Source organism: Streptomyces sp. NPDC018263 (assembly GCF_055562575.1).
Genome location: NZ_JBVHFA010000007.1, coordinates 282325 through 304025, shown reverse-complemented (window position 1 = coordinate 304025; position 21701 = coordinate 282325). Strand labels below are relative to the sequence as shown.

Annotated in this window: 22 protein-coding genes and 3 pseudogenes; 15 read left to right on the top strand and 10 right to left on the bottom strand. The window is 69.3% G+C overall.

Going from position 1 to position 21701, the window contains the following annotated elements; genetic code table 11:
• Positions 1-55: 55 nt before the first annotated feature.
• Positions 56-817: an isocitrate lyase/PEP mutase family protein gene (locus tag ACZ3HQ_RS21900; protein WP_467513257.1), complete on the top strand. Its 762-nt coding sequence runs from the start codon at positions 56-58 to the stop codon at positions 815-817.
• A gap of 147 nt (positions 818-964) precedes the next feature.
• On the opposite strand, the gene ACZ3HQ_RS21895 is transcribed toward ACZ3HQ_RS21900, so the two are convergent.
• On the bottom strand, positions 965-3412 hold the full coding sequence (locus ACZ3HQ_RS21895; RefSeq protein WP_467513256.1) for a hypothetical protein: 2448 nt from the start codon (positions 3410-3412) through the stop codon (positions 965-967).
• 184 nt (positions 3413-3596) lie between these two features.
• On the opposite strand from ACZ3HQ_RS21895, the gene ACZ3HQ_RS21890 reads away from it, so the two are divergent.
• Together ACZ3HQ_RS21890 and ACZ3HQ_RS21885 are read left to right on the top strand one after the other, a co-directional pair.
• Positions 3597-4118 (top strand): hypothetical protein, encoded by a 522-nt coding sequence (locus ACZ3HQ_RS21890; protein WP_467513254.1) that lies wholly within the window; start codon positions 3597-3599, stop codon positions 4116-4118.
• Positions 4115-4609 carry a diadenosine tetraphosphate hydrolase gene (locus ACZ3HQ_RS21885; protein ID WP_467513253.1) on the top strand — a complete coding sequence of 165 codons (495 nt, stop codon included), beginning with the start codon at positions 4115-4117 and terminating at the stop codon, positions 4607-4609. Before ACZ3HQ_RS21890 ends, ACZ3HQ_RS21885 begins: the two co-directional genes overlap by 4 nt.
• A gap of 394 nt (positions 4610-5003) precedes the next feature.
• On the opposite strand, the gene ACZ3HQ_RS21880 is transcribed toward ACZ3HQ_RS21885, so the two are convergent.
• Positions 5004-5273, bottom strand: a complete 270-nt coding sequence (locus ACZ3HQ_RS21880; protein WP_467513251.1) for a GlsB/YeaQ/YmgE family stress response membrane protein — start codon at positions 5271-5273, stop codon at positions 5004-5006.
• A gap of 409 nt (positions 5274-5682) precedes the next feature.
• Positions 5683-6441: a DUF899 family protein gene (locus ACZ3HQ_RS21875; protein WP_467513249.1), complete on the bottom strand. Its 759-nt coding sequence runs from the start codon at positions 6439-6441 to the stop codon at positions 5683-5685.
• A gap of 394 nt (positions 6442-6835) precedes the next feature.
• Between ACZ3HQ_RS21875 and ACZ3HQ_RS21870 the strand changes: the two genes are divergently transcribed.
• Positions 6836-7516, top strand: coding sequence for a DUF4232 domain-containing protein (locus tag ACZ3HQ_RS21870; protein ID WP_467513247.1), 681 nt, complete (start codon positions 6836-6838; stop codon positions 7514-7516).
• A gap of 269 nt (positions 7517-7785) precedes the next feature.
• Here the strand turns inward: ACZ3HQ_RS21870 and ACZ3HQ_RS21865 are convergent, their stop codons facing one another.
• On the bottom strand, positions 7786-8415 hold the full coding sequence (locus ACZ3HQ_RS21865) for a helix-turn-helix domain-containing protein (RefSeq protein WP_467513245.1): 630 nt from the start codon (positions 8413-8415) through the stop codon (positions 7786-7788).
• Positions 8416-8558: 143 nt separating this feature from the next.
• Between ACZ3HQ_RS21865 and ACZ3HQ_RS21860 the strand changes: the two genes are divergently transcribed.
• Positions 8559-9542, top strand: coding sequence for an alpha/beta fold hydrolase (locus ACZ3HQ_RS21860; RefSeq protein ID WP_467513243.1), 984 nt, complete (start codon positions 8559-8561; stop codon positions 9540-9542).
• 201 nt (positions 9543-9743) lie between these two features.
• On the opposite strand, the gene ACZ3HQ_RS21855 is transcribed toward ACZ3HQ_RS21860, so the two are convergent.
• Entirely contained in the window at positions 9744-9974 is a 231-nt protein-coding gene (locus ACZ3HQ_RS21855) for a hypothetical protein (RefSeq protein ID WP_467513241.1), read from the bottom strand.
• 27 nt (positions 9975-10001) lie between these two features.
• On the opposite strand from ACZ3HQ_RS21855, the gene ACZ3HQ_RS21850 reads away from it, so the two are divergent.
• The gene (locus ACZ3HQ_RS21850; protein ID WP_467513239.1) at positions 10002-10259 is read left to right on the top strand and encodes a DUF6262 family protein; all 258 of its coding nucleotides are present in this window, start codon (positions 10002-10004) and stop codon (positions 10257-10259) included.
• 417 nt (positions 10260-10676) lie between these two features.
• Here the strand turns inward: ACZ3HQ_RS21850 and ACZ3HQ_RS21845 are convergent, their stop codons facing one another.
• Positions 10677-11051: a MerR family transcriptional regulator gene (locus tag ACZ3HQ_RS21845; RefSeq protein ID WP_467513237.1), complete on the bottom strand. Its 375-nt coding sequence runs from the start codon at positions 11049-11051 to the stop codon at positions 10677-10679.
• A 59-nt stretch (positions 11052-11110) separates the two neighbouring features.
• Here ACZ3HQ_RS21845 and ACZ3HQ_RS21840 point away from each other — a divergent pair, with 59 nt between their 5' ends.
• Positions 11111-12016 carry an NAD(P)-dependent oxidoreductase gene (locus ACZ3HQ_RS21840; protein WP_467513236.1) on the top strand — a complete coding sequence of 302 codons (906 nt, stop codon included), beginning with the start codon at positions 11111-11113 and terminating at the stop codon, positions 12014-12016.
• A 60-nt stretch (positions 12017-12076) separates the two neighbouring features.
• The gene (locus ACZ3HQ_RS21835) at positions 12077-12589 is read left to right on the top strand and encodes a hypothetical protein (RefSeq protein ID WP_467513234.1); all 513 of its coding nucleotides are present in this window, start codon (positions 12077-12079) and stop codon (positions 12587-12589) included.
• A gap of 396 nt (positions 12590-12985) precedes the next feature.
• On the opposite strand, the pseudogene ACZ3HQ_RS21830 reads toward ACZ3HQ_RS21835, so the two are convergent.
• A pseudogene (locus ACZ3HQ_RS21830) lies at positions 12986-13214 on the bottom strand (transposase); the annotation flags it as partial.
• An 18-nt stretch (positions 13215-13232) separates the two neighbouring features.
• Here ACZ3HQ_RS21830 and ACZ3HQ_RS21825 point away from each other — a divergent pair.
• Positions 13233-13444: pseudogene (locus ACZ3HQ_RS21825) on the top strand (transposase); the annotation flags it as partial.
• On the opposite strand, the gene ACZ3HQ_RS21820 reads toward ACZ3HQ_RS21825, so the two are convergent.
• A complete protein-coding gene (locus ACZ3HQ_RS21820) occupies positions 13416-13862 on the bottom strand; it encodes a hypothetical protein (RefSeq protein WP_467513232.1) in 447 nt (148 codons plus the stop codon). The pseudogene ACZ3HQ_RS21825 and the gene ACZ3HQ_RS21820 overlap by 29 nt on opposite strands.
• 273 nt (positions 13863-14135) lie before the next feature.
• Between ACZ3HQ_RS21820 and ACZ3HQ_RS21815 the strand changes: the two genes are divergently transcribed.
• Complete coding sequence (locus ACZ3HQ_RS21815; RefSeq protein ID WP_467513230.1) at positions 14136-14975, top strand: IS5 family transposase; 840 nt, start codon at positions 14136-14138, stop codon at positions 14973-14975.
• A 589-nt stretch (positions 14976-15564) separates the two neighbouring features.
• Positions 15565-16348: pseudogene (locus ACZ3HQ_RS21810) on the top strand (transposase).
• Between the two features lie 21 nt (positions 16349-16369).
• Here the strand turns inward: ACZ3HQ_RS21810 and ACZ3HQ_RS21805 are convergent.
• Positions 16370-16900, bottom strand: a complete 531-nt coding sequence (locus ACZ3HQ_RS21805) for a GNAT family N-acetyltransferase (RefSeq protein WP_467513228.1) — start codon at positions 16898-16900, stop codon at positions 16370-16372.
• Positions 16901-17556: 656 nt separating this feature from the next.
• On the opposite strand from ACZ3HQ_RS21805, the gene dhaK reads away from it, so the two are divergent.
• From dhaK to ACZ3HQ_RS21790, 3 genes are read left to right on the top strand one after another with little or no spacing between them, the layout of a single operon-like run.
• Positions 17557-18549, top strand: a complete 993-nt coding sequence (gene dhaK, locus ACZ3HQ_RS21800) for a dihydroxyacetone kinase subunit DhaK (RefSeq protein ID WP_450247781.1) — start codon at positions 17557-17559, stop codon at positions 18547-18549.
• 46 nt (positions 18550-18595) lie between these two features.
• The gene (gene dhaL / locus ACZ3HQ_RS21795) at positions 18596-19207 is read left to right on the top strand and encodes a dihydroxyacetone kinase subunit DhaL (protein WP_467513225.1); all 612 of its coding nucleotides are present in this window, start codon (positions 18596-18598) and stop codon (positions 19205-19207) included.
• Positions 19200-19610: a PTS-dependent dihydroxyacetone kinase phosphotransferase subunit DhaM gene (locus ACZ3HQ_RS21790; protein ID WP_467513223.1), complete on the top strand. Its 411-nt coding sequence runs from the start codon at positions 19200-19202 to the stop codon at positions 19608-19610. The genes dhaL and ACZ3HQ_RS21790 overlap by 8 nt, the downstream gene beginning before the upstream one ends.
• Positions 19611-19652: 42 nt before the next feature.
• Here ACZ3HQ_RS21790 and ACZ3HQ_RS21785 read toward each other — a convergent pair whose 3' ends face one another.
• A complete protein-coding gene (locus ACZ3HQ_RS21785; RefSeq protein WP_467513222.1) occupies positions 19653-20339 on the bottom strand; it encodes a glycoside hydrolase family 75 protein in 687 nt (228 codons plus the stop codon).
• A gap of 378 nt (positions 20340-20717) precedes the next feature.
• Between ACZ3HQ_RS21785 and ACZ3HQ_RS21780 the strand changes: the two genes are divergently transcribed.
• Positions 20718-21692, top strand: a complete 975-nt coding sequence (locus tag ACZ3HQ_RS21780; RefSeq protein WP_467513221.1) for a fibronectin type III domain-containing protein — start codon at positions 20718-20720, stop codon at positions 21690-21692.
• Positions 21693-21701: the final 9 nt, after the last annotated feature.

Here is a 21701-nt window from a genome sequence, read left to right as displayed (position 1 = left end):
CGACCGCGCCCCGTCGGCGCTTTGTGCGCGGCGATCCGGGGGTAGCGTCCTCGGCATGAGCCTTCACACCACTGTCGAGCGCGCTCAGCGCCTCAAGAAGCTGCACGCCGAGTACCAGCCACTCGTACTGCCGACCGTGTGGGACGTCTGGTCCGCGCGGGCGGCGGCCGGCGCCGGTTTCCCCGCGCTGACGATCGGCAGCCACCCGCTCGCCGACTCGCGGGGCGCCGAGGACCACGAGGGGCAGACCTTCGAGGAGGTGCTCGCCGCCGTCAGGCCGATCATCGCGGCGGTCGACGTCCCGGTCTCGGTGGACCTGGAGGCCGGGTACGGCCAGGAGCCCGCGGACCTCATCGCCGGGCTCATCGAAGCCGGCGGCGTCGGCCTCAACCTGGAGGACACCGTCCACTCGGACGGCGGCCGGGTGCGCGACACGAAGGAGCACGCCCGTTACATCGCCGGTCTCCGGGCGGCGGCCGACGAGGCGGGAGTTCCGGTCTGGGTCAACGGCCGCACCGACCTCTTCCTGCACGCGGAGGACCCGGCCGCCGTCCTCGGCGAGGCGATCGAGCGCCTGCGGGCCATGGAGCAGGCCGGCGCCGACAGCGTCTACCCGGTGGCCATCCAGGACAACGACGAGTTGCTCACGGCGGTGACCGGCGCCGTGAGCATCCCCGTGAACTCCACCGCGCACCCGGTCAAGCACGACCTCGAACGTTTCCGTCGCCTGGGCGTCGGCCGCGTCACCTACGGCCCGCTGCTGCAACTCGCGCTGACGGACACGATGAAGGACATGCTCAAGCCCTGGGCGCCGTAGCGGTCCGAGGGCGTGGCGTCGGCGCCGCGCTCCAACTGCTCGCCCGGCGACGGGTTCGCGGCGACGGCTGACGCGCGCGCTAGCGAAACCCTCGGCCCCGCGTCCGAGGTGCTTGGACGCGGGGCCGAGGTTTGTGCCGTGTACCGGTTACCGCCGGCCGGCCCTGCGGCGCTTGGCCCAGAGCAGGCCGAGTCCGGCCGCGAGGAGCGCGGCGGCGAGTCCGGCGACGGTGAGCACCTGGGTGCCGGTGGCGGCGAGACCGCCGCCACCCCCGTTACCGTTCGAGGGCGGGGTGGCCGGTGGCGTGGGACCGCCGGCCGGGGTGGAGGGGACCGGCGACGGGGTGTGGTTCGCCGGAGGTGTGCTGCCGTGGTCCGTCGGAGACGTGGTGGGCCGGTGGGTCGGCTCGGAGGAATGCGTCGGAGGCGGGGTGGTCCCGCCCCCGCCGCCGGCGGACGCGCTGCCGCCGCCGAGGAGGGCCAGCGCCGCGTTGTCGGCGCTTTCCGTCTGCCCCTCGGTGGCGATCTTCGTCGTCTTCTCCAGGTTCGGGTGCTGGGCCTTGAACTCCACACGGCTGATGTTCTGCTTGGGCGCCTTACCGAAGTCCACGCCGCCCATGACGCACATCTTCTGCTGGCCGCCCACCTCGCACGGCAGGGAGTAGTCGCCCTTGGTGAACGACTTCATGTAGTCGTCCCAGGTCTGCTTGGGCGTCCACGACCGGTTGGGAGAACGTACGGGCCAGCGGGAGACGTCGCCGCTGTTGATGACCGTGTGGTAGTCACCGGCCTGTTCGGCGTCGCTCTGGCGGACGTACTCGGCGGCAACGCGGGCGCTGTAGACCCGGCGCAGGTCGGCGTAGTCGGCGGAGGTGTTCACCTTCTTCTCGACGCTCGGGATGATGTACTGCTTGAGCAGGCCGTTCGCGGTGTCGCGCTGGGCCTGGGTCAGCTTGCAGTCGTTGCCGTTGGGGTCGGGAGTCTCCCGGTCGATGTGGTCGACGTTGACCTTCAGCGGGGTGTCGAGGATGTAGAGGCCGCCGTCGTCGGCGCGGACCTTGGCCGTCTTCGGGGTGATCCAAAGCCGGATGGTGTCCCCGCAGGGGATGTTGGCGGCGCGCATGGCCTCGGCGTACTGCTTGCCCGGGTCCTTGCGGTAGTCGACGTCCTTGGCGTAGTCGTGCTTCATCTGGAGGTCGGCCTGGAGCAGGACACGGCCGGCGTCGGTCCTGCCGAAGGTCTTGTCCATGATCTGGTCGGGCTGGTCGGGGTTCAGGTTGACCCAGAACTTGTCCGGCGTGAGCGCGAGCCAGGTGAAGAAGGAGTCGGAGATGAGCTGGGCCTTGGCCTTGCCGCCCCAGCCCTTGTCCTGGCTCTCGTCCTGCACCTTGTCTGCGGAGAAGGCGTAGGGCAGCCCCTTGCCCTTGACGGGCTTGCCGACGTAGGCGAGGTCGAGGGTGGAGAAGTCGACGCCGCCGGGGCCGCGGACGCCGAAGCGCGCGGGGCCGCTGCCGCCGAGCCGGCGGATACGGTCGGCCATCTCCTTCGGGGTCTCCGGGGACTGGCCGATGGTGCGTGAGGCCGCCCCGCCGAGGCGGTTGTTGCCGCTCGCGGAGAAGTTCGGGTCGGGCCTGGTGGTGCCGGACACGTGCTTGTAGCTGACGGGCTTGTACTTGGGCACGTCCGTGGAGAGGTGCTCGTAGGCGCGTACGCGGGGCTGTCCGTCGGTTCCCTTGTACTGCTCGGCCATTCTGCCGAGGTACTTGGTGGTCGCGGAGTCCTTGGACTGGCCGTTGACGTAGGAGATGCGGCCGTTCTTCGCCAGCTCGCCGTTCTGGAAGCGCGGGTCCTCCAGGAATCTCCTGTTCGCCAGGTCCTGGCCGGTGTCGCGGCCGGGTCCGGCCTTGAACTCCAGGAACTGTCCGGTCTTGTAGTTCACTGCGTCGAACTTGCGCACCAGCGGCTTCTGGCCGCCCTTCCCATCACTGACCATGATGGGCTTGCCGTTCTTGTCCTTGATGGCGATCTCTTCCTGGCAGAGCCAGTCCTCGCCGACCAGGCCGAGGTCGTTGATCACCTTCGTCTCGTAGGCCGCGCCGCGCTTGTTGTTGTTGTGCGGCATGATGTAGCCGCCCTCGAGCCAGTCCGCGAACGTCTTGTACTTCGGGTTCCCGTTGTTCAGGTAGCTCTTGTACCGGGCGAAGACCCGCTCCTCGCTGTTCTCCGGGTAGGAGGAGTAGGGCTTGTCGAACTTCGCGAGGAACTTCGCGCGCTGGGCGGCCTGTTCGGGGGTGGGGTTCTCGGCGTCTCCGGGCAGGGTGAGTCCGTCGAAGCTCTGCCGGGGCGCGTCGTAGGTGTAGGAGTCCCGGTCACCCGGTGCGCGGACCTTGACGCCGCGGTCCCACGGCAGGTTGTTGGTGCCCGGCCGGGTGCTGGTGACGCCGGGGAGGCTGTCGCACCGCTTCCCCTTGGCCGCGTACGCGAGGTCGTCGTGCAGACCCGGCAGGCCGGTCAGCGTCAGGACGCCCGCCGCGGTTAACGCGAGCGCGGCACGCGGCCACACCCGGTGGCGCGACGCCGATATCACTTGAGTCACGAGGGTTCTCCGAACGGGAGCCCTGCGAATACGGGTTCACGGCCGGCGCCAGGGCCCCCGTGACTGTGGCGCCGAGTTCCTCACTCTAGCCATCGCTTCGCGTTGCGTGTCTGCGTCAACTCCCGCCGCACACAGGATCGTTACATCCGGTCGTACCGGTCGTGCGGGTCGTAGAGTCAGGGTCATGCGCAGCATCGACGACCCCGCCTGGCACCACAACCCGCGCCTGGACGCATGGCTGGAAGCCGCGCGCACCGCCTTCGACTCCCTGGCCTCCGGGGCCGGCGGCGACTGGGACTACTCCTCCGCCTCCCTCGACCGCCTCGAACGGCTCCTGCGCTCCCGCTACGGCACCTGGGAGGACATCTACGAGCACCCGGACGACCCCACCCTCATGGCGGCCGCCTGGTACCTGGGCGAGATCGCCGTCCGCCACCACGGCGCCATCTGGGCCTGGTCCCCCGACGGCCCCCACCCCGGCGAGGACTGGCCCGGCTCCCCCCGCCTCACCTACCCCCGCGACCGCCTGAGCCCCGCGGAGACCGACGCGCTCACCACCGACGAGGAAGCGGGCGAGGCCCCGCTGCCCGCCGTCGTCCCCCTCTCCCACATCGGCTCCCTCTACGCCGAGGGGGAGCACCATCTCGCCACGCTGCTGGAGCACTTCACGGCGTTCGAGCAGTGGCGGGCGGGGGTGTCCCGGTGAATCTCGGCGGCCCTGGCGATGACTGGCGGACGGACCGGATCGGGGCCGCGCTGAGAGGCGAGAACCCGACCGTACTGCGACGGCTGACGGCGGGGTTCGCGGTGATCGGGGACGTCCAGTTCCTGCCCGGCTACTCGGTCCTGCTGGTCGACGAGCCGGATGTGCAGCGGCTGTCGGACCTGCCGAAATCGAAGCGCCTGTCATTCCTCTCCGACATGGACCAGCTCGCCGAAGCGGTCGAGCGAGCCTGCCGCCGCCTGGACCCGGCCTTCCGGCGCGTCAACCTGGAGATCCTGGGAAACACGGAGCCGTTCCTGCACGCACACATCTGGCCACGGTTCGACTGGGAGCCGGCCGAGTTGGTCGGTGCCCCCGTGTGGCTCCACCCGCGCGAACGATGGAGCGACGACCACACCAGACTCGGCCCGCAGCACGACCCACTCCGGAAAGCGATCAGCGCCGAACTGGACGGGCTGCGGTCGGCGCTCTGAAGGTCAGCCAACCCTCTTGCCGGTCCACGCCCTGTCCGTCGCGCGGACCTCGTCCCACGTACCTCCTCCACCATGTCGGCACTCACGTGGGGAAAGCCCCCTCCGAGCAGCGCATTTGCCGACGAGCGCCGTCAGCGTCTCCGAGACGGCGCCGGGCAACGGGGGCAGGTTCCACAGCGGTCTGACAGCCGCACGGACATCCGGCCGCATGCGCCCGCCGTGCGGTCGGCTCGGGATTCGTCCATCGAGCCGATCTGCGGCGGTCCGGGAGCTGTCGGAAAACGGCGAACGGCACCGGTTGCGGGGACGGACCCCGGAGCCGATGCCGTTCGGTTTCGCCGACCGGGGGCCGGGCAGGAACCCCGGCTACGCGGACGCGGACCGCCGGTCGCGGTCAGTGCGAACGTCGCCGCCCGGTCACGAGGCGGTACAGCAGGAGCACGATCACCGAGCCGACGACCGCGGCGATCCACGTCGACAGATGGAAGAACCCGTTGATGGAGTCAACACCGAAGATCACCTTGCCGAGCCAGCCGCCGAGCAGACCGCCGACGATACCGATGAGCATCGTGACGAGGCAGCCGCCCGGGTCCTTGCCGGGCATGAGCGCCTTGGCGATGGCGCCCGCGATGAGGCCGATGAGAATCCAGGCGATGATGCCCACGCTGTGCTTCCTTTGCTCTAGGTGAACTCGAGGAAGTCCCGACAGGGGTTCCGCCGGGGCTGCCCGCCGGTTGCTCCGCACGGACCACCGGCGACATACGAATATCCGCTCGGGAGCACTCCACACGGCATCCCGGCCACGTATCCTCCGCCCGGCACCCGACTCGCTGAGCGGCAGACGCCGGTCCCGGACATGCCACGCCCGCGGACTACGGGCCGGCCGGCAGAACACGCGTCCGCCCACGCCGGACCGTCAAGATCACTCCGATGGCCGATCAATGGGCGGGAGCCGAGGCTTGTTCTGCCCGCTCGGGATCGAGTCCAGCGGACGCCATCGCTGGGCGCGGTGGGCACATGGGGTGCCCACCGCGGTCATCGGAGGTGGTCCCCCTCTGGCTCTCGCCCCCGGTTCAGCCGCAGCAGCCTGACCTGCGCGCCGGGGAGGTCGCTCCGCCGAGGTCGTCGTCGTGGCCGGCGGCGATCCGTGCCCATTGCGCGGTCGGCCGTCCGTCCTCGCGGAACTGCTCGCCGTTGATCTCGTACGGCTGCGGCCAGCCCGCCGGGCTGGCCTCCCAGGTCTCCTGCCGCCCGTAGACGGTCATGTCGAGGATGCCGTACGAGGGCGCCATGGGCTCCACGCCGCGGCCGGTGGTCCAGTACGTCTCGTAGACGCGCTCCTCGTCGCGCAGGTAGCACGCCTTCATGCCGAAGTGGCGGTCGGCGACGAGCCGTTCGTGGGACTCGGCGGGCACGGAGTACCAGGGCATCTCCCAGCCCATGAAGCGGCGGTAGCGGTCGGACTCCGCGTAGGGGCCCTGGCAGAAGACGGCGAAGGTGACGTCACGCTGGTGCAGATATGACAGTTCGCGGACCTGGCCGGTGAAGAAGGTGCAGCCCTCGCATTGATCGGCGGTGGGGCGGCCGTCGTGCCACATGTGATACGACACGAAGAGCTGGGTTCGCCCCTCGAAGACGTCGATCAGGGGGACTTCGCCCTCGCTGCCCATGAGCGGGGTCGAGGGGTCCACCTCGGCCATCGGCAGCCGCCGCCGTGCGGCGGCGATCGCGTCGCTCTCCCGGGTGTGCGCCTTCTCCCGGGCACGCAGGGTGTCGATGGCGTCCAGCCACTCCCGGCGGGAGACGACCGCCGGCATGTTCTCATCAGTCATGCCGGTACAGACCCACCGGCCCGCCGAAAATCATCGGCACCGGGCCCGAGAAGCCGTCGCACCGCCGAACGAGATCGGTGTCCCGGTCGGACGCCGGCCACTGCCATGGATAGGCGTTGGTGTACGCGGCGAAGCGCCGCACCCCGGTCTGGCGGTCGCTGATCGTGTCCGCTGCAGTAGGCGGCCGCCGCGCTGAAGTTCCAGCACACCCGCCATCTTCATCTGGTCGGCGAGATGATCCGAAGGAAAGGCCCTAGCCGCCGGGGGCACGGTCGCACCTGTGACTGAACACGGACACGATCGCTGATGGCTCGTAACTAACTGCGCGGTACAAATAAGCACGCACCACGGCATCATCCAGACCGCACAGACCGCACCACATCCCGGGGGAATCATGCTGCACACCCGCAAGGCCATCGCCGCCGCCATCGGCCTCGTGGCCGCCCTCTCGCTCACCGCCTGCAACGGCGACGACAACGCGTCGGGCAGCACGCAGGCCAGCCCCACCGCGTCGGCGGACAAGGCGGGCGGCACCGGCGGGGCGGACCAGGCGGACCAGAGCACCGGCACTGGCACCGGCACCGGCACCGGCACCGGCGGGAACGACCAGAGCGCCGACACCAGCACCGGTGACAACAGCAACGGCAAGATCGACATCTGCCGCACCGACGAGCTCGAGGCCGCCGCCGCCGACAACACCACGGACAAGACCGAAGGCGTCGTCACCGTCACCTTCAAGAACAGCGGCGGCAACGACTGCCGCATCAGCGGCTTCCCGGGTGTCGACCTGAAGACGTCCCTGGGCGACACCTTCTCCGTGGACCGCAACGGCGAGCAGGCCGTGCCGCAGATCCTCAAGGAGGGCGAGACCGCCGCCTTCAACATCACGTTCCCGGTCAACAACAGCGGCGGCTCGGGCGTGCGGCTGACCGACATGGTGGTGACGCCCCCGAACGAGACCAAGCACGTCACCCTGACGTGGCCGGCGGGCACGCTCGCCGTCACCGACGGCGAGGACGGCGGGAAGATGCAGGTCAGCCCGGTGGGCAAGGTCAGCGACTCACCGGCCGGCTGACCCCGCCCGCCCCGCTGGGCCCCGCTCAGGATCTGCTGCGGGGAGGGGGCCACCGTGATGGTGAACGCGTGCGCCCCCTTCCCCTCCGTCACCCCGGAGAACAGCAGCGCGAGTTGCGCGCGCCTTGCGGTGCCAGTCGATGCGCTGCTCCAGCGGTTCGTCCGAGCCGAAGCACGATAGTTGTCACCGGTAGAAGTCGGGTGACGTGGCGAATGCGGGCGCCCGAAGCAGGATTGTCACCGCCGAGGCACGCGGTTCGTCGCAACTGCTCATTCAGCAGTCTTTCTGTCCCCCGTCCCGCGACCAGCGGCTGGAGGGGTGCGCGGCCGTAGACGTTCTCCTTGAGGCCCGAACATGATCAGATACTCGACCGGCCCGGCGGGTCCGGCGTTTGCGACTCCGTGGGGGATGCGGGTGTCGAACTCGACGACGTCCCCGGCGGTCAGGACGAGGTCCTGGGTGCCGAGTGCGATCCACAACCGCCCATACAGGACGCACAGCCACTCGTAGCCCTCGTGGGACACCTGGCGAGGCCGCCCAGGCGGCTCCCCGACGGCAGGCAGCACGTGCTTGTGGGCGTGCAGGCCGCCGACGTACTGGGTCAGCGGCAACACCGCCTTGTCGTCGCCGAAGCTGTACGGCGCCGCGCTGCGGGGCTCGGCCGCAGAGGCGGGTGCGGTACCGGCCAACTCGTCCAGGGCGACTCCGTATTCCTTCGCAAGATGCAGCACCACCTCCAGGGTGGGCTTGCGCCTGCCGGTCTCGATCCGCGACAGCGTACTGGGCGAGATGCCGGTCGCACCGCTGACAGCGGTGAGGGTGACGCCACGGCGCTCGCGCACGGCCCGCAACCGTGGCCCCATCGCTGCCAGCGTCTGTTCCACGTCGTCACCTGCCACCGTCCCCGCCCCTTCCCCGTGCCGCTTCACCGCTCCGTCCTGCAACCTTGCCAGAATGGCAATGCTGATCGCGCCGAGCGGCCGCAGCGCCGCATGATCGATGGGTTCCCGCCGGCCGCCCGTGAACCGAGGAGAAGTTGCCCATGCGATCCGAGCCGACCGCCGCACGCCACCGCACCGTCGAGGCCCCCGCCGGGCGCCTGCACCTGGTAGAGCAGGGCACCGGCCCGATGGTCCTGCTCGTGCACGGCTTTCCCGAGTCTTGGTACTCCTGGCGCCGCCAGCTCCCAGCCCTCGCCGCGGCCGGGTACCGGGCAGTGGCGATCGACGTGCGCGGCTATGGCCGCTCCTCCAAGCCTGCCGCGACCGACGCCTACCGAATGCTCGACCTGGTGGAGGACAACGTCGCCGTCGTACGCGCCCTCGGCGAGGAGAGCGCGGTGATCGTCGGCCACGACTGGGGCTCGAACATCGCCGCCGCCTCCGCCCTGCTCCACCCCGGAGTCTTCCGCGCGGTCGGCTTGCTGAGCGTGCCGTACGCGCCACCCGGCGGTCCTCGCCCCACCGAGATCTTCGGCCAGATCGGCGGCCCCGAGCAGGACTTCTACGTCTCCTATTTCCAGGAGCCCGGCCGTGCCGAGGCGGAGATCGAGCCCGACGTCAGGAACTGGCTCGCAGGCTTCTACGCAGCCCTGTCCGCCGACACCATGCCCGCCGAGGGCGAGCCCGACCCTCACTTCGTGGCCCTGGGCTGTCAGTTGCGCGACCGTTTCCCCGCCGGCCCGCTCCCGGCCTGGTTGAGCGAGGAGGACCTCGACGTCTACGCCGGGGAGTTCGAGCGCACTGGTATGACCGGCGCCCTCAACCGCTACCGCAACATGGACCGCGACTGGGAAGACCTCGCCCCGTACCGCGGAGCTCCCATCCAGCAGCCGTCCCTGTTCATCGGCGGCGCCCTGGACGCCTCCACCATCTGGATGTCCGACGCCATCGACGCCTACCCCACCACCCTCCCCCGCCTGTCGGCCTCCCACCTCCTGGAAAGCTGCGGCCACTGGATTCAGCAGGAACGCCCCGACGAGGTCAACAGCCTGCTGACCGACTGGCTCGCCACGCTTGAGAGCTGAACCGACGGACTACCTGAGCAGCCTGGCGATGCCTTTCGGGTGGGCCGACGCCGAGGCAGCGCATGCCGGTCTGCTCGGTGATCCCGAACAGTCGCACCACACGTACTTCATCACTACGCCGGTGATAACAAGCGTGCCCATGTGACAGCTATCGTGCTTCGGCTCATCGTCGCTGCCGAACACCATGTGCTCGCCCCTCCCTCAGAACCGCGCGGCGATGTAGTCGATGCCGGTCAGTTTCACGTCCAGGCGTTGAGCGCGGCACCCCCGTCCTGGAAGTACAACTCCTTCGCCGCCTGGGCGCATCAACTTGGCCAGCAGGTAGCTGATCTGGCCCTTCAGGGTGCGGGGCGGGTTGGTGGTGTCGCGGCTGGCGCGTTCCAGGGCCTGCCCGATCAGGGCGTCGTCGTCACCGGCGTTGTGCGGGCTCATCTGCCGTGGCCCCGAACAGGAAGCCGCATGAACACCGCCACCGTTCCCGACCCCCACACCGCGGCGGCCCTGGCCGCCCGCCGCCGTAGGACCAACGCCGCTCTTGAGCGCGTCCCCCAGGCCATCGCCCGGCTCCGACGCGAGAGAGCCCAGGTCAGCGTCACCGCAATCGCCCGCCGAGCGGACGTCTCGCGCACCTTCCTCTACGACGACCCCGAAGCCAGAGCCGCGACCGCCGCAACGATGGCACAGTCCGGCGAACACCAGTCCCGGCACGCTTGCTGAACAGGACGACGAGCACGAGGCGACCTGGCGCGAACGCGCCCTGAACGCGCCGGAGAAGCTCTCAAGGCCGGCCACGCCGAGGTCCTCATTAAAAGCACCCGCATCGGTGAACTCCCCAGCCATATAAGGGACTTGCAAGCCGATCGGACCGAGGAGGCCATCCAGCGGATCACCACCGAGAACACCGCCTCAAACAGCACGTCCGCCAGCTCACCACCGACAACCGCGCCCTCGACGAGCGACTCAAGGCCGCCCGTTCCACCCTCCGCTTCCAGGACCGGCGCGTCGCCGACTTCGAAGCCCGCCTCACCGGCCCTGAACCAACAGCCTGATCACACCCGCTGACACCTGATGGCCCGTCCACCGACCTGGTGGAGCGGGCCGGCCCACGAGCGAGTGTGTCGATATCCATCGCCTTCAGCGTGAAGGGACGGCCTGGGCTTGCAGTGGGCGTCCGATGAGGGAGTCGAGGATGTCGCGAGCGGCGATCAGGTCGTCGATCGACGCGTTGATCCGGCGCCGCTCTTTCGCCAGGCCATCGACGAGTTCCGGGCACTTCCCGGACAGGACGACGCTGTCGTCGACGGCGCCGGGAAGGATCTCCGCGACGGCGGATGTGCCGAGTCCCGCGGAGAGCAGGATCTGGATGCGTCGCACGGTGGTGACGGCGTGTTCGTCATAGTCGCGGTATCCGTTCGGCAGGCGTGTCGGGGTGAGCAATCCCTGTTCTTCGTAATAGCGCAGGGAGCGCTGGCTCACGCCGGTGTGTCGTGACAGTTCACCGATCCTCATGAGAAAGAGTCCAGCAGCGCTTGACCTTGACGTCAATGTGAAGGTTTAGCGTTCTGGGCATGGTCGAAACCTCTGATGAGAACACCCGACGCACACCCGTGACCGTCCTCGGCCTCGGGCCGATGGGCCGCGCCCTGGCCTCCGCCTTCCTCAACGCCCGCCATCCGGTGACCGTGTGGAACCGCACGCCTGGAAAGGCCGGAGACCTCCTCGAACGGGGCGCCGTGGCAGCCGACTCGGTCCAGGATGCGGTGGAGGCCGGACAAGTGATCATCGCCTGCCTGAGGGATTACGAAGCAGTGCGGGCCACGCTCGAACAATCGCCGCAGGCGGGGTGGGGGAACCGGTGGCTGGTCAACCTCACCAGCGGAGAACCGGCTCAGGCCCGCCAGATGTCACGGTGGGCATCATCGCGCGGGATCGGCTACCTGGACGGCGCCATCCTGACCCCGACCCCGACGATCGGCACTCCATCTGCCACCGTCCTCTTCAGCGGCGCCCGCGACGTCTACGAGGCCGCTCGGGAGACGATGGCCGCCATGGGCGGCACCGCGGTGCATCTCGGGGACGATCCCGGCCAGGCATCTGCCTACGAGGTCGCGCTCCTGGACATCTTCGCCACCTCGGTCAACGGCATCGTGCACGCCTTCGCTCTCGCGTCGGCCGAGGGCATCGAGCCAGAACGGTTCGCGACCTTCGCCACCGGAATCGGCGGACTCCTCCCGGAGATGATCAAGCGTTTCGCCCAGCAGATCCAGACTGGCAGTTATCCCGGGGATCGATCCACGATCGCTTCCGCCGCGTCCGGGATCACGCACGTCATCAACACCGCCACCAGCCACGGGATCGATGTGGGCATGCTCACCGCAGCTCGAATCATCCTCGACCATGCTGTCGCGGACGGCTACGGGTCAGAGGGGCTGGCACGCCTGACCACAATCCTTCATAAAGCCGGTCGACCCTGAAAACCCGACGCAGACGAGTTCAAGAAGGGTTCCGACAGCGGGGTCCTGTCGCAGGCCGTCTTGCACCTGTCCTGGCTGCGCTCGGCGCAGCACGAATTCGAAGCGCTGGTCCGGGCGCTGCTGGGGCCGGAGGCTGCCGAGTCGAGCGACTGGCGCCGCCCGCTAGTGGTCTGCATCGCGGCCGGCTTCTCCCACCCCGACCGGGTGGCCGTGCAGTGGCTGCCCGAACGGATCGACCTACTGCGTTACCGGGTCTTCGAGGGCGCCCTGTTGAGCCTGCTCCTCGTCGACTCCACGCCCGGCTCCCTGAGCACGGCATCGTCCCGCCGCAATCAGGGAGCGGGACGCGGTATTCGACAGCGCGACGGCGTCGCGGGGGCTCCTTCGCCGACGGATACCGGCCACGTTCCCGAGTGCCTTCGGGACCCGTACGGGGAGTTGAACGAGGCGCTCACAGCGTGGGGCGAGGTCGAGGTCGCGACGCTGCGCCACTACATCGCCTACCGACGGCTGGCTGTCCTCGTACCGGGTCCGCCCTTCGGCAGCTCCGGACGGCCGCGATCGAAGCCCTGACCGCAACTCGGCTCAGTGCTCTCGACTGGATACGGTGGTGCCCCATCGCGATGCGAAACAGGAGGCGCATCGTGGCTGAACATCGCGTTACGGGCCTGTTCGTCGTCATCGAAGGGCCGACGGTTCTGGCAAGACCACGATCGTCGACCACCTCTTGCCTGGCCTGGCCGACACCGGCCGGCCAGTTAGCAGGATCGACCCAGGCCCGGCCGGACGGTGACTCAGCGCATGCCGACGTCGTTCGCGCCGTCACCCGTTTGTTCCGCTCCGACACCGCCACGGACGCTCACTCTCGCCGCCGCACTCCAGTACCGCTCCATCGTGCACGCCCAAGTCGCTCCCGCCGTGGCTGCCGGCGAGATCGTCGTGGCGATCTGATCGAGCGGTTGGTGCCGTCGTAGTCGTCGCCCTTGTCGGCATGAAGCTTGGCCGGTCGCCGGCGGCGCGGGCCGCGCCGGGAGCGGATCGGCGGGGTCCCGCGCACCAATGGCTTCAGGCCGAGACTGTCGTGCACGTTGGCGCCGGTGATGCCCAGCGACAGGGGTAGACAGTTCCGGTCCGTGATCAAGTGGATTTTCGATCCGTTCTTGCCGCGGTCGGTCGGATTCGGTCCAGTCAGGGCCCCCACCATCTGCGCCGATGACTCCGCAAGCGCGGCATCAGCCATCGCATCGCCGCACAGGCATCGAGTTCTCGCAACGGCTGGGGCGCCACCGGTGGGTGGTCGAGAGGACGGTGTCCTGGCTGGCCGGATGCCGACGCCTGCACCGCCGCTACGAACGCAATGCCGAGCACTTCCTTGCCTTCGTTGGCATCGCCGCAGCCCTCATCGCTCACCGCCGCCTTGCCCGGTGGAACGCTCGTGAGGCGGTGCCGCCGGCTCGTCCCCAGGACTGTTGCGTCTCAGCAGGCGGCCAGTGACCCGGCTCAGCCATTCCTTGCGGGGCTGGCTGTCCCTGTCAATCAAGAAGCGGGCTGTCTGCAGCGGATCACGCGAGGGCTGGCCTATCTGATGACGTTGCCAGTAGCGGGCCACTCTCCGCTCCAAATCGGCCAGGTCACTTCTGTCGGTCGTGGTCAGAACGACCGAGCCTTGCGGGCCTTCGGGAGCAGCCAGTGCCAGCAGGCGACCCTCCGGTGAGTACGCCGACGTGTACTCACCCGCCGATACGTCAATCGCCTCAAGGTAGTTCGTGGCGTGCACGAAGGACTCGAAGACAATCAGGTCTTCGTCCTGATCAAAGATGAGCACTGTGGCGGGAGGGAGATCCATACCGATCACTGTGACAGCCACTCTCATCGTGCTGCACCAAATTAAACGGCGTCTTAAAGAGCGTTTTGTCCTGTCAGGGAGATTTGGTGCCGTTATGGGTGGCAGAGCGGGTTGGGACGGCTGAGGCTAGGGTCGCTATCCGTGATGTGAGAGACGGCTGACTCGATTGCTGGAGACGCTTCCGCCCGTTCGCTCCTGTCTGATCCCAAGGCGCCCCCAGTCACCCCTGTTTGCGCCCTGTGGCTGCGTGTCTGCTGACGGGACTATCGAAACGTGTCCCGACAGCGGCCGTACCCGAGTGACCTGTCCGATGCCCGATGGGATCTGCTTGAGCCCATTCTGTCGACCTGGCGGGCCGAGCGGAGAGGGAAGGGCCTGGACATCGGGCGGCCACCCGAGCACGACCTGCGTCGGATCATGGACGCGGTCTTGTATGTGGACCGCACCGGGATCCCCTGGCGCTACCTTCCCCACGACTTCGCGCCGCGGGAAACCGTCTACGGATACTTTGCCGCCTGGCAGAAGGACGGCGTGTTCGACCAGCTCAACGGCCTGCTTCGCCGACTAGTTCGGGAGGCCGCGGGCCGGGACGCCGAACCGAGCGCGTGCGTGCTGGACGCCCAGAGTGTCAAGACCTCTGCCAACGTCCCGACCGCCGGGCAAGGCATCGACGCGGGCAAGAAGATCGCCGGACGCAAGCGCCATATCGGCGTCGACACCCTCGGCCTCCTCCTCACGGTCTGGGTCACCGCGGCCAGCGTCTCCGACAACGCCGGCGGCATCCACCTGCTCTCCCACATCGCCAAGGACCACCCCACGATCACCAAAGCGTGGGCCGACACCGGCTATCGGATCAAGGCCATCGAACACGGCGCCATCCTCGGCATCGACGCCGAGGTCACCCCCCGCGACCCGGGCCAGAAAGGCCTCAAGGTCACCCCACGGCGCTGGGTCGTCGAGCGGACCTTCGGCTGGCTCATGAACCACCGCCGCCTCGCCCGCGACTACGAAACCCACCCACACCGCTCCGAAGCAATGATCCGCATCCCGATGATCGACCTGATGAGCCGCAGGCTCACACGAGAATCGACTCCGAACTGGAAGGACTCATAGCCGCCGGGCCACGCTGACCCGCGCGTCCTCGTCCCTCATTTCCTGCGACCAGCGGTCATCAATGACACCCGCCGCCTCCCGGCAGGCGCTACAGGCGTTCTCCCGCTCCGGCAGCCACCAGTGATCCGAAGGCGACATACCGGCTATCTGGATTCCGCACAACGTCCTGTCGAAGACGCCGAAGGCGTGGGAGACATCGGCGGGAAGGCCGTCCGCGACGGCCCTCTCCCAGCGCATCCCCGCGGGCAAGTACGGCGGCCGCGAGACCTCGAACCACTCGCCACCCACATGCGTGACGGCATGGCACCAGGAACAGGACCAGACCTCCTCTTGCGGCACAGTCGGCTGCACCGGCCATCGCCACATCGCCCTTCCACACACATCGCACTCCACGAGCGGATCCTCACACGCTTCCGCGCGTGGCCCCAACCCGCTGACACCGCGCGACTTACCAAACACTTCTGACGGGACAAAACGCTCTTTTAGGACAACGGAAGCCATCGGCTGTTCGGCACTCTGCCATCGGCCTAGGGCCTTTGCGAAAGTCGATCTTGGTCATGGATGATCACACGTCGTAGGACGTGGGGATCTGGCGAATGGCCAGTGGGCCCGGCTGCAGCCGTCGCTGGCGCAGGGCATCAAGCCGGGTCGTCCGCAGGTTTGGACACGGCGGCAGTTGATAAACGGCATACGGCGGCGGACGCGGACTGGTGCCCCGTGGCGCGACGCGCCGAATCGCTACGGGTCGCGGGACCGGGTCTATGACCTGTTCCGGCACTAACAGCGGTGACCCAGCTCCAGGCCGAGTCGGATGTCTAGGGCCTGGCCACCTGGGACGTGAACATCGGCTCCACGGTGTGCCGGGGCCGGGCCCACCAGCACGCCGCCGGGGCGGTGAAAAGGGGGATCTCCGGAAAGGAGCCGCCCGGAGGGATCGTCGCCGAGCTGGATGATCACGGGCTCGGGCGATCCCGCGGCGGGCTGACCAGAAAAGTCCACTCTGCGCCGCGGTTCGAGCCGGTTCTGGGAGCGATCCGGGTGCCCCGGCTGAGGCTCGGGCGCCCCCGAAAGCGGCCGGACCGAGTCCGCGCGGACAAGGCGCACGACTCGCGCAAGAACCGCGCCTACCTGCGCAGACGCGGCATCAAGGCCACCATTCCGGTTCCGGCGGACCGCGTCCGAAATCGTAAGAACCTCGGCTCTCGCGGCGCCCTACCGCCGAAGTTCGCCAAGACCGATTACCGCGAGCGCCACGCAGTCGAGTGCCGGATTAACCGCCTCAAACGCCACCGCGCGGTGGCCACGCGCTACGACAAACTCGCCGTCCGCTACGAGGTGACCGTGCTGGTCCAGTCATCAACGAGTGGCTGTGACCAGCCCGGCTGCGCCACTGCCTACAGAGTGATCCAGTAGCGGCGCTTGATGCCCGCGCCGGTGGTGCGGACATCCTCCAGGACGCCACCGTTGCGCTCGATGCTGCGTGCCGATCCGACGTTGCCGTCGTCGCAGGTGACGAGGACCCGATCCAAGCCGAGCGCGCGGGCCTGGGGCAGAACCGCACCGAGGGCCCACGTGGCCAAGCCGCGTCTTCGGGCGGAGGGACGAATGCTGTAGCCGATGTGCCCGCCGACATCGAGCAGCAGGGCGTTCAGGTAGTGCCGTAGATCGATGGCTCCCAGATAGCTGTCGCCCTCGACGATCCACCAGTGGGTGGCGTGGACGCGCCCTTCTCCTACAGCAACTGACTTGTCCGACTGCTGCTTCAGTTGCTCGACCCACGCCGAGAAAACCTCGGGGCTGGCGAGGTCGCCGTCCGGCGCAAGACGCAAGCCGGTGCCGTCCTGGTGGGCACCTGGAGGCCACTCGTCGCGCGCGGCGAGCCATGAGGAAAGGAGTTGACCTGTGGGTGTGACCAGTTCGGGCATGTCGGCGACGCTAACACTGGTCCGAACCACCTGATCAGGCATTTTTGACTAACCCGAGCCCGCAACTGCTCGCGCCTCACATCCACATGGCGCCTGATAATTCAGGACCAAGTCGACTTTCGAAACAGGCTTACACCCACGAGGCAGTCATTCTCAGCAGTCACATCGAACCCGGCGCTTCATGGCAAAGTCGGCCATACCAGGTCTTTTTCCATGGAAGCGCCCGCCTGCCTGCCTCTCACCGCCAAAATCACCCCAATGGACGATCCGGCCCTTCGTAGGGCGGGCGGCGATTCTGCTACCTCGCCGCACTCACTGCACGACCCGCACCCATCAGGGCCCCTACAGGTCGAGCGGGCAGCAGACACCCCGCAATGCCTGAGCTGACGCCCGCCCAGCGCGCGACGGAGGCGTGCGGAGCGCGTACAAGCACCTGTCGCACTCCACGTGACCTTCGCAGCCGCAAGGTCGATACTTCCGACAGTAGTACTTCAATCACGACGTCCCAGATCACCCATCGACACCTGGCACTCCATCACGAAAGTCGGCACGAAGTCAGCATCAGGACCGCCAAGATCAAAAATCGAGCTTACCCAACCTGACCAGCAGAAACGCTGGTCAGGGGCCCGTCTGCTAGCTCTCACCAGGAGACACCGATGAAGATGTTGATCAATGTCCCGGAGACCGTGGTGGCCGATGCGCTACGGGGGATGGCGGCCGCGTATCCGGATCTGAACGTGGATGTGGAGAACCGGGTGATCGTCCGGCGCGACGCGCCGGTGGCCGGGCAGGTGGGGCTGGTGTCGGGCGGCGGGTCGGGGCATGAGCCGCTGCACGGCGGGTTCGTCGGGCCCGGGATGCTGGCGGCGGCCTGTCCGGGTGAGGTGTTCACCTCGCCGGTGCCCGATCAGATGGCGCGGGCCGCGGCGGCCGTGGACAGCGGGGCCGGGGTGCTGTTCATCGTGAAGAACTACACCGGCGACGTGCTCAACTTCGACATGGCCGCCGAGCTGGCCGAGGACGAGGGCATCCAGGTCGGCAAGGTCCTGGTCAACGACGACGTGGCCGTGACCGACAGCCTCTACACGGCGGGCCGGCGCGGCACGGGTGCGACCCTGTTCGTGGAGAAGATCGCGGGCGCGGCGGCGGCCGAGGGGCAGCCGTTGGAGCGGGTGGAGGCCATCGGCCGCCAGGTGAACGACAGCTCGCGCAGCTTCGGTGTGGCCCTGAGCGCCGTCACCACCCCGGCCAAGGGCTCCCCCACCTTCGATCTGCCGCCCGGCGAGCTGGAGTTGGGCATCGGCATCCACGGTGAGCCGGGCCGTGAGCGGCGCCCGATGATGACCTCCGGGGAGATCGCCGACTTCGCGGTGAACGCCATCCTGGACGACATGACACCGCGCGGCCCGGTGCTGGTCCTGGTCAACGGCATGGGCGCCACCCCGCTGCTGGAGCTGTTCGGCTTCAACGCCGAGGTGCAGCGGGTGCTGGCGGAGCGGGGCGTGGCCGTCGCCCGCACCCTCGTCGGCAACTACGTCACCTCGCTCGACATGGCGGGCGCCTCCGTCACCCTGTGCCAGGTCGACGAGGAACTGCTGCGGCTGTGGGACGCGCCGGTCCGGACACCGGCCCTGCGCTGGGGGATGTGATACGGCGGAGTCAGTGGTCAACATCCCTACCAGCCAAGGAGATCCAGTGCTCGACGCCGACTTCTTCCGCCGTTGGATAACGGCGACCGCCGCGTCCGTCGACCGGGAGGCGCAGCGGCTCACCGCGCTCGACTCGGCCATCGGCGACGCGGACCACGGCAGCAACCTCCAGCGCGGTTTCGCGGCCGTGCTGGCCACCCTGGAGAAGGAGGCGCCGGACACCCCCGGTGCCGTGCTCACACTCGCCGGACGCCAGCTCATCTCGACGGTCGGCGGCGCCTCCGGCCCGCTGTACGGCACGCTGCTGCGCCGGGCCGGGAAGGTGCTCGGGGACGCGCCCGAGGTCAGCGAGGCGCAGTTGGCGGAGGCGCTGCGGGCCGGGGTGGACGGGGTGAAGGCGCTCGGCGGGGCGGCGCCGGGTGACAAGACGATGCTGGACGCGCTCATCCCGGCCGTGCACGTGCTCGGCGACGGTTTCGACGCGGCGCGCCGGGCCGCCGAGTCCGGCGCGGTGGAGACGACTCCGATGCAGGCCCGCAAGGGCCGGGCGAGCTATCTCGGAGAGCGCAGCATCGGCCACCAGGACCCCGGCGCCACCTCCTCGGCGCTGCTGATCGCCGCGCTCGTGACCGCGGCGGAGGGAGGCTCCGATGAGTGAGGAGCGGCATGTCGGGATCGTGCTGGTGTCGCACAGCGCCGAGGTCGCCGAGTCGGTGGCCGGGCTGGCGAAGGCCCTGGCGGGCGGTGCCACCTCGGTGCCGGTCGCCGCGGCGGGCGGTACGGAGGGCGGCGGCTTCGGCACCAGCGCGGAGCTGATCTCCGCGGCGGCCGCCGCCGTGGACCAGGGCGCGGGGGTCGCGGTCCTCACCGACCTGGGCAGCGCGGTGCTCACGGTGAAGGCGCTGCTCGCCGAGGGCGATGAACTCCCGGCGGACACCCGCCTGGTGGACGCCCCGTTCGTGGAGGGCGCGGTGGCCGCCGTGGTGACGGCCGCGACGGGTGCGGACCTGGACGCGGTGGTGGCAGCAGCGAGCGAGGCGTACGCCTACCGCAAGGTGTGAGCGCCGGGCCGGTCCCGCCGCCGGGGGCCGGCCCGCACGCCGTCAGTCCGTGCGCCCGACGAACTTACGGGCCAGTTCCTCCCCTTGGGCGACCGCGTCCTCGTGGTCCTCGATGGGCCGGGCCTGCGTGTCGCGGAAGACGATGTAGGTGACGCCGGACGGGGCACCGCCGACGCGCGGGTCGGGGTCGATGCCGAGGGCGCGCGCCGTGGCGTAGGACGCCTCGCCGATGATGTCGCGGGGGCCGGTGTCGCCGACGACGGCGTAACGCACCCGGTCGCGGTAGAGGACGGCGGCCACCGAGCCGCCCCGGACACCGTGGGCGCGGTGGTCCCAGAGGGCGCTGGCGGGCGGAATCACGATGTAGGGCAGCCGTTCGGCGTCGAGGGGACGGCCGTCGGACTGGGGGAAGGCGGTGGCCGGGGAGAAGTACGGGTCGGTGCGGCGGTTGCAGCGGGTGCCGGGCCGGCCGTCGCAGTCGATGTCCAGGTCCGCCTTCCAGAACACCGCGCTCCGGGTGCCGCACACCCGGACCTTGGCGGGCCCGCCCGCGTCCTCGCGGTAGCGGCCGTGGGAGATCTGTGCGCAGTCCAGCGTCCTGGCCCGCAGTTCGGCGGCGGTCACCGGCGCCTCGTGGCGGGCGCCGTGGGGTACGGCAGCGGCGGGTGGCGACGTCGGGGCGAGCAGGGCGGCACCGGCCAGGACCGGCACCAACGACGGAAAACGCACGCTGGAGAACCTCCCGTAGGGGACATTCCGGACACCATCACCCACGCGGGTGGCGAGAGACGCGTACGGCTTGCCGCTTTGCGGCCGGATAGGGCACGTTCTGCGGCCGGATGGAGCAGCTCACGGGGGTCCGGAGGGCCGGACCGGTGAGGGCCCGCCCCCCGGCCGCCCGCGTCGGCGCGGATTCGGCGACGACAGCGTGTCCGCGCCACGGGCATGAACTGGGCTCCACAGAGAGGCAGTTCACGCCTCGGAGAGACCACAGCATACGTAACGCCCCGACGCCCCCACCAGCGCGGCCCCCTTGCCGGGACGGCCTCACGGGCGCCATATTGGTCCGGACCTTTGCCGTGATGCGGGCCTCCGGGAGGCAGCGCCGTGCGACGTGTTCCCCTCCGCCCCTGCCGCTGGACGCCGGTCTGCGCGGCCCTTCTGCTGGCCGTCTCCTGCAGAACGGCCGACGGCGAGTCCGGCGACGGCCCGGCACCGGGAGCCCCGACCGGCGTCACCGCCGACGCGGGGAGCGCCACCAGCGTCCATGTGATGTGGAACGCGGTCGGTTCCGGCGTCCACACCTACGAGGTATATCGCGGCCCCACAAAAGTCACCGAAGTACCGGCCGCGCAGCACATGGTGGATGTCACCAGGCTCAAGCCGTCGACCCCATACGTCTTCACCGTGCGGGCCCGGAGCGCGGATGGCCGTCTCGGACCGCCGAGCCGCGAGGTACGGGCCCAGACTCCGGCTTATGTGGCCGCGGACCATGTGGCGCCGAGCCGTCCCGGACGGGTCACCGGCAAGGTGGTGGACGGCCGTGCGGTTCAGTTGTCCTGGGCGGCCGCGCACGACGCCCAGGGCGTGCGCTCGTACGCCGTCCAGCAGAGCGGGGTGACGATCCACACCGTGGGCGGGGCCCAGACCGCCACCGTGGTCACCGGGCTGCGTCCCGGTACCCGTTACGCCTTCTCCGTCCGGGCCCAGGACGCGGCGGGGAACCTCTCCCCCGCGAGCACCCCGGTCCGGCTCACCACACCGGGCGCCGACGACCGCCGGGGCACCGCGCCGACCGGGTTCGACGTGGTCTCGCGCCACACAGCCGGGTCGTACTACCTGGATCTGTCCTGGGACCCGCCGAAGGTGGACGGGGTGATCACCGAGTACCAGATCCGTCTGGACCGGGGCACGGACAGCTCGCTGGTGTGGGGCGGCACCCCGCCGTCCGGCCGGGCGCACCACAGCCTGTACGCCGGGCGGAAGGCCGGGGAGGTGCACCGGGTGCGGCTGCGGGCCCGGCTGCCGGACGGCACCTGGGGCGGCTTCTCCGCGGAACGGACCGTCACCACGGGCCGCTGACCGCCCGGA

Bases quoted from the DNA above. Each gene is read 5' to 3' on its own strand.
- ACZ3HQ_RS21900 (WP_467513257.1), top strand. From the start codon at position 56: ATGAGCCTTCACACCACTGTCGAGCGCGCTCAGCGCCTCAAGAAGCTG.
- ACZ3HQ_RS21890 (WP_467513254.1), top strand. From the start codon at position 3,597: ATGCGCAGCATCGACGACCCCGCCTGGCACCACAACCCGCGCCTGGAC.
- ACZ3HQ_RS21875 (WP_467513249.1), bottom strand. From the start codon at position 6,441: ATGACTGATGAGAACATGCCGGCGGTCGTCTCCCGCCGGGAGTGGCTG.
- ACZ3HQ_RS21870 (WP_467513247.1), top strand. From the start codon at position 6,836: ATGCTGCACACCCGCAAGGCCATCGCCGCCGCCATCGGCCTCGTGGCC.
- ACZ3HQ_RS21860 (WP_467513243.1), top strand. From the start codon at position 8,559: ATGCGATCCGAGCCGACCGCCGCACGCCACCGCACCGTCGAGGCCCCC.
- ACZ3HQ_RS21855 (WP_467513241.1), bottom strand. From the start codon at position 9,974: ATGAGCCCGCACAACGCCGGTGACGACGACGCCCTGATCGGGCAGGCC.
- ACZ3HQ_RS21850 (WP_467513239.1), top strand. From the start codon at position 10,002: ATGAACACCGCCACCGTTCCCGACCCCCACACCGCGGCGGCCCTGGCC.
- ACZ3HQ_RS21845 (WP_467513237.1), bottom strand. From the start codon at position 11,051: ATGAGGATCGGTGAACTGTCACGACACACCGGCGTGAGCCAGCGCTCC.
- ACZ3HQ_RS21840 (WP_467513236.1), top strand. From the start codon at position 11,111: ATGGTCGAAACCTCTGATGAGAACACCCGACGCACACCCGTGACCGTC.
- ACZ3HQ_RS21820 (WP_467513232.1), bottom strand. From the start codon at position 13,862: ATGGATCTCCCTCCCGCCACAGTGCTCATCTTTGATCAGGACGAAGAC.
- ACZ3HQ_RS21805 (WP_467513228.1), bottom strand. From the start codon at position 16,900: ATGCCCGAACTGGTCACACCCACAGGTCAACTCCTTTCCTCATGGCTC.
- dhaK (WP_450247781.1), top strand. From the start codon at position 17,557: ATGAAGATGTTGATCAATGTCCCGGAGACCGTGGTGGCCGATGCGCTA.
- ACZ3HQ_RS21790 (WP_467513223.1), top strand. From the start codon at position 19,200: ATGAGTGAGGAGCGGCATGTCGGGATCGTGCTGGTGTCGCACAGCGCC.